The 5,912-nt window shown below is 70.5% G+C and carries 5 protein-coding genes and 1 pseudogene; all 6 read right to left on the bottom strand.

Annotated elements, in window-relative coordinates:
• Positions 1-29: 29 nt before the first annotated feature.
• Positions 30-1,250, bottom strand: coding sequence for a hypothetical protein (locus tag ABZS66_RS60005; protein WP_354773695.1), 1,221 nt, complete (start codon positions 1,248-1,250; stop codon positions 30-32).
• A gap of 197 nt (positions 1,251-1,447) precedes the next feature.
• The gene (locus ABZS66_RS60010; RefSeq protein ID WP_354773697.1) at positions 1,448-1,747 is read right to left on the bottom strand and encodes a metalloregulator ArsR/SmtB family transcription factor; all 300 of its coding nucleotides are present in this window, start codon (positions 1,745-1,747) and stop codon (positions 1,448-1,450) included.
• A gap of 110 nt (positions 1,748-1,857) precedes the next feature.
• On the bottom strand, positions 1,858-2,907 hold the full coding sequence (locus ABZS66_RS60015) for an LLM class flavin-dependent oxidoreductase (RefSeq protein WP_354773699.1): 1,050 nt from the start codon (positions 2,905-2,907) through the stop codon (positions 1,858-1,860).
• Entirely contained in the window at positions 2,897-3,289 is a 393-nt protein-coding gene (locus tag ABZS66_RS60020; RefSeq protein WP_354773701.1) for an SCO5389 family protein, read from the bottom strand. Before ABZS66_RS60020 ends, ABZS66_RS60015 begins: the two co-directional genes overlap by 11 nt.
• 24 nt (positions 3,290-3,313) lie before the next feature.
• On the bottom strand, positions 3,314-4,276 hold the full coding sequence (locus ABZS66_RS60025; protein ID WP_354773703.1) for an ATP-binding protein: 963 nt from the start codon (positions 4,274-4,276) through the stop codon (positions 3,314-3,316).
• Positions 4,277-5,081: 805 nt separating this feature from the next.
• A pseudogene (locus ABZS66_RS60030) lies at positions 5,082-5,249 on the bottom strand (IS5/IS1182 family transposase); the annotation flags it as partial.
• Positions 5,250-5,912: the final 663 nt, after the last annotated feature.

A 5,912-nucleotide genomic window follows, 5' to 3' on the forward strand; every position in this document is an offset into this window, starting at 1 on the left:
CATTTAACAACAAAAACACGAAAAACAATTTATAGACGTTTTTTTTTTTTTTTTTCGGGTTTGCTCTTCCTTTGGGGGGCGGGGGGGGGCGGCCCCGGCGGGGGGGGGGGGCCGGCGGCCGCGCGCAGGAGCACGGGATCAGTGACCGCGGCGGCCAGGGCGTTCCAGAAACGCGCTGGCGGGAAGACCGCCGCCCGCTCGGCGGCGGCCGCGTGGTACAGGGCGCCGGCAAGCCGGTAGGTACGTTCGGCGGCACCTGTGGGGGCGTCCGTCGCAATGAGCAGCCCGGCGCTGACCGCATAGGCGATGGCGTCGCGTGCCGTGTCGCGATCGTCTACGACCTGCCTCAGTAGCGCGGCCGGGATCCGCGGCGGGCAGCCGAACCGGCGGGCGTCAATGGCGGTGTCGAGAACGTCTCGCACGTCCGGCGGCGCGTGCCGGTACCGGCGCAGCAGGTCCAACACGCCGGCCAGGGCTTGCGCGACCTGGCCCTGGTCGGCGCCCGCCGCCTCCCGCAGGACCGCGTCGCGGCCGGTCCGTGCCTCGGCCACCTGACTGGCGGTGAAGGCATCCGGCACCACGACGTCGTTGCCCCGCAGCAGCGACCGTGCGGCGGCGTGCGGATCAGGTTCTCCCGGCAACAGCCAGGCGGTGAGCTGGAACCAGTCCTCGGGCCATATCAGGAGCACCACCAGGACCGGGCCACGGCCGGGATCATCGACGCGCGCACGGACGGCATCGACCAGCATCGGCCCGACGTCCGGCTGGAGGAGCGCCGTCGCGTCGGTGAGCCACACGACCGTGTACGGCTCGGCGGCGAGCAGTTCCTCGGCCGGGTCACCGTCGGTTCGCCAGATGCGCCAGACATCGGGCAGTGTCCGGACGGCCTCCCACGCCGTGCGAGCCCGGCCCGAGCCCGCCGGGCCGACGAGGGCCATGATCCGGCTGCTGCCGGACCTGGCCTGCTGGACGATGCCGGCTGCCCGGTCGTCGTGCGGTCGGCGCAGGTATTTCGGCAGACGGGCCGTGCCACCCGCCTGATGGACGCCGAGCGCGAATGGATCGGCCGCGCTGACCGGTACGCCGGGCCGCCGGCCGCGCAGGGTCCGGCTGGCTACGTGCGCGGCCCGCCACGCGGCGCGCAACTGCTCGCCAACCGCGCCCGGGTTCCGGCCGGCGATGCGAGCCAGCGCCGCGCCCACGACGACAGCGTGTTCCTCACTGGGCAGCCCGGAGTCGACCCGCAGCATGGCACCGACGGTGGTGCGGGCCGGCCCGCGACCTGCGGCGCTGCGGGCGTCCTCCGCTACGGCGGTCAACGACGGCCGTCCCGCGGCGAGGTACAACTCGTGCAGCAGATCCTTGAACTTCCGGACCGACCCACTCGCGCACGGCCGTCCGTCTGAGGTGATCGCCGCAGCACAGGGGGTAACGAGTTTCGTTTCGGTCATGTCGGATCGCCGGTACATCGCGCGGCCGCGGTGAGCAGCGAGGCGATCTCGGGTTGGGCGAGGCGGTAGACGACGGCGTGGCCGGCCGGGACACGGTCGACCAATCTGGCCTGGCGCAGGATCCGCAGGTGCTGCGATGCGAGAGGCTGCGAGGCTCCGGTCAGCGCGACGATCTCATGGACGTGCAGCCGGTGGTGGGCGACGAGCAGTTCCACGATGGCCAGCCGCAGCGGCGCTGCGAGGGTGCGGAAGATCGCACTGACGTGCTGGTGGTGCTCAGCGTACGGCGTCGGCATCGGCGCTCCTCGGGACCGGATCGGCGTAGACGATACGCGTTTTCATTTCGCACAACGAGACGTTGCATGGCAATGTGCGCATGCCATGCGGTCGTTGTTCGGCGGTCGCCTCAGGAATTGCGGAGGTCGGGCAGGACCTCGCGGCCGAGGCGGTCGATGTTGGTGAGGGTGCGCCGGGGGTCGCCGCCGCCCTCGACCATGAGCAGCAGCCGGCGCACGCCGGTGACCGCGAGTGTGGCCCGCAGCCGCTGGACGCAGCGCGCCGGTGGTCCGACCGGGTGGGTGGCGAGGAGGTGTTCCAGGTAGTCGCCCGGGTCGCGGCGCGGCGATGAGGAGCCGTCCAGGCGCACCGACGCGCGGGCGGCGGCCAGCCACGCCGGCATCGTGCGGCGCAGCACGGCCTCGGCGTCCTCGACTGTGTCGGCGACGAAGGCCAGATGCGCCGACGCGTGCCCTGTGGCCGGGACGCCGTCGGCGGCCCCGGCGTGGTGCTGCACCATGGCGGCCTTCGCCGCGTCGTCGTCGTGCATACCGAGCAGCAGGGGCAGGCCGCGGGCCGAGGCCAGCTGCACCGTGGGCGGTCCGGTGGCCGCCACCCACACCGGCGTGCGACGCTGGGCGACCGGCATCATCGCGACCTCGCGGAACGGGAACCGCTGCCCGTCGCCGCGCAGGGTGTGCGCACCGGAGAGCCCGGCCAGGAGCAGGTCGAGCGCGGCAGCGAAACCATCGTGGCCGTAGCGGTCTAGGCCGGTGCCGAAGACCTCGAGGTCGACCCAGGGGCCGCCGCGGGCGACCCCGAGGTCGAAGCGTCCGCCGGACACCGCGCCGAGCAGCGCGGCCTCCTCGGCGAGGGCGACCGGATGCCGGGTGGACAGCACGGCCGCCGCTGTGCCCAGGCGCAGCCGGGCCGTGCGGCCGAGCAGATGTGCGGCCAGGGCCACCGCCGAGGGACATACCCCGTAGGTGCTGAAGTGGTGTTCGGCGAGCCAGACGCCGTCGAAGCCGGCCCGTTCGGCGGCGATGGCGTAGTCGGCCGCGGCGCGCAGGGTTCCGGCGGGTGTGGCGCCGGGGAACAGACCGGCCACCAGGAACAGGTCGACTCGCAACGGCGGGACGGCTGTGGCCGCCCCACCGTTGCGATCCGGTTCAGCAGTCACGGAGCTCCGGAGACTGGTTGAGCAGTTGCCCACGCGGCGAGACGAACGCGCGGTGGCGCTCGCCGCCGACGGCGGACGGCGCGAACGCCGCCACCCGGTGGCAGTTCTGGAACGCGAGCGTCACCCCGAAGTGCCGCTCCAGCCCGCCGCGGATGGCGTCGCTGGCCAGCGCCCGCAGCAGCTGGCCCCGCTCGGCCTCGCTCGGTGGCGGCACGCTGTGCTCGGCGTACTCGTCGCCACCGGCCCGCAGGTCGGCGGCGACACCGCTGATGACGGTCCACGCGTACGGCAGCGAATCGCGGACACAGGCGATGAACTCGGTGTCGTCGACCGGACCCGCCTCGGCCCGTTCCAGCAGCGCGGTCGGTACATCCAGGGACATGTGCTCCTCCTTGGGTTGCGGTGCTCAGCGCGCGGCGGTCGCCGCCGCCAGCGTGAATCCGGGTTCGATCTGTGCGGTGAGATCCGCGCCGGTGCGAGCGTTGCCCCAGGCGAGCGCGTTGCGGACGTGGAAGTCGGCCGCCTGCTCGGCGTACCGGGTCCAGTCCTTTTCGCACCCGTCGAGCGCGGACCGCAGGTCGGCCAGGGCGCGGGCGTTGCCGGGCTCGAGCTCGGCGATCGGCAGGAACCGGCCGCGTTCGGCCGCCTTGACGAAGCTGGACCGGGTGAACCAGCACAGCAGGTCGTCACCGACCTCCGCGCGTAGGAAGGCCACGTCCTCGGCGTCCTCGACCTTGTTGCCGACGACGAGCACTCGCACGCCGTGCTCACGGGCGTAGCCGACGTACTGCCGGTACACCCCGACACTGCGCACCGTCGGCTCGCACACCAGGAAGGTGAGATCGAACCGGGTGAACAGCCCGGACGCGAACGAGTCCGCACCAGCGGTCATGTCCACCACCGCGTACTCGCCGGGCCCGTCGACCATGTGGTTGAGCAGCAGCTCCACCGCGCCGACCTTCGAGTGATAGCAGGCCACCCCGAGATCGTCGGCGGCGAACGGGCCGGTCAAGGCCAGCCGCACTCCACCGATCGTGCGTACGAGCCGCTCGAAAAGGGGATTCGCCTCGTCCACCCGCACCGGCCGCGATCCGGTTCCCGGCGGCGTCGTCTTCAGCATCGTCCCGGCCGAGACGATCCGCGGGTTGTCGCCGCGCAGGTACTCCTTGATCGCATCCATGTGATCCCCGAGGGCGGGCAGCAGCGCCGCCTCCTGCGGATCGGCGCCCAGCGCGCCCGCCAGATGCTGGTTGATGTCGGCGTCGAAGGCCAGGACACGCGACGCGTCCCGGATCGCGAGAAATCGGCAGAACAGGGCGGCAAGCGTGGTCTTGCCACTCCCACCCTTACCGACGAAGGCAGCTTTCACACCTTGTTGGTATCGGTTTCCATTTGGTACGTCAAGCGGAACACGCGAACGGCATCTGCTTTTGGCCTCTCGCCAGTCTGTCTATGCGCATCGTCGCATGAGTTGCTCACGGGATAATGGATCTCATTTTCCCCGGCCGCAACATGGGCCACCCACGGGACCAGCCCCGTGGCGCCGGCGACGGGGCGGGCGCTCACCTTGGCCGCCCGGATCTCGCTAACCGTCCGGCAGGCGTTCGGGCCTCTGGCGACGCAGCGTTGTGCCGAGGGCGACCGCTGCGAATGGGGCGCCCCACGCGCCGGCGATGAAAATCCCGCGCCAACCCTCGTTGCGACCCGTCGCGTCCTGACTCGGCGATGAGCGGTACGGCCGCCTGCGCGATGGTCTCGCGCTCGACCTTCGCATCACGCGGCGCCATCGTAAACGTGCCCGCGCCGCAGCACGAAGTCGTCAATGCCGAGGACGGTGATCTCGCCGGCAGTCGCCTCGGGCAGCGCCTGGAGGGGACCGAGTAAGGTGTCGCGACCGACCGGCATCCCCAGCCGAGCGGCAAGGCGGGCGGCTGGCCAGCGAGCGCTACCGCGACGGCGGCCAGCGCAGCCCGCAGCGATGGGCCGTTGGCCGGGCACAGGCTGGTGAACTGCTCGACCTCGACCCGAAGGCCGTCCGGGCCCGCGAGCGGAACGGGCGGCCTCGCACTGGTGGTCTATCGTGGCTCAAACACCCAGAAGGTCGACGAAGACGGCCGGGGGTACGGCGAGAGCAGCCAGGACGAGGACACCCAGCGCCTTCCGCCCCTGTACACAGCACGATGCACCTTCGTGGTCCGGCCGCCCCGCGACCGGCCCAACACATGATCGTCCGGCTCGATATCGACCCCACCCGGCGGCTGCCTCTGCCCGGCACCGTCACGGCGAGCACCGGCCGCATGCTGATGCGCCCGCACGCTGATCGAGTCGACACCGACGTCCCACCGAACTCGACCGGCAGTGTCAGCTCGAACACCGCATCGGCACGCGACGTCTGACAAGCGTAGAACTCTTGCCGGAACCGTCGCAGCTCCCCGAACGCCGCCCCACGAACCGGATCATGCACCCTGACCACCAGGCAGCTCTTGGTTGTTGATCTCTTCCCTGGACAGGAAAATGATCAACCAGGAGCTGTCGTCACGATTGCCCGGGGCCATCGGCCAGCCCGTCGACGTTAAAGATCAAGTTAGCCGAACGTCGCACGTTCGTTCTGATAGAGACCAGCTGCAAGGTCGGACAGCGAGCCAGCCGGGCTGCTTGAGCACTCCTCGGTAAGCGCCCATGCGAACTGATCGGCCATGGCTCTCCCCGGTGCGTTGAGGCCATCGACCTGGCGTAGGGCTGTGAGGATCTCGCGTGCCTGCGTCCGCTTGTTGGTGCTGCCCCTTGCTAGCCATTCCACGCAGGTCGTGGCGCGTTCGGGCGGCCTTTGTCTGCCCCCTTCGGAGCGGGTCGAGATGGAGCCGACCACCGCGCAGAGCGAGGTCGTGACTGCGACGCCGGCCAGCAGGCTTCGCAGACCTGATGGCACCTTACAAGTCCTAACAGAATCATCATTTGATGAGTCGGCGGTAGCAGATGATGGAGCAGGCCAGGCTCATGAACGC

The sequence above is a fragment of the Dactylosporangium sp. NPDC005572 genome (assembly GCF_040605515.1).
In the GTDB taxonomy this organism is placed as follows: Bacteria; Actinomycetota; Actinomycetes; order Mycobacteriales; family Micromonosporaceae; genus Dactylosporangium.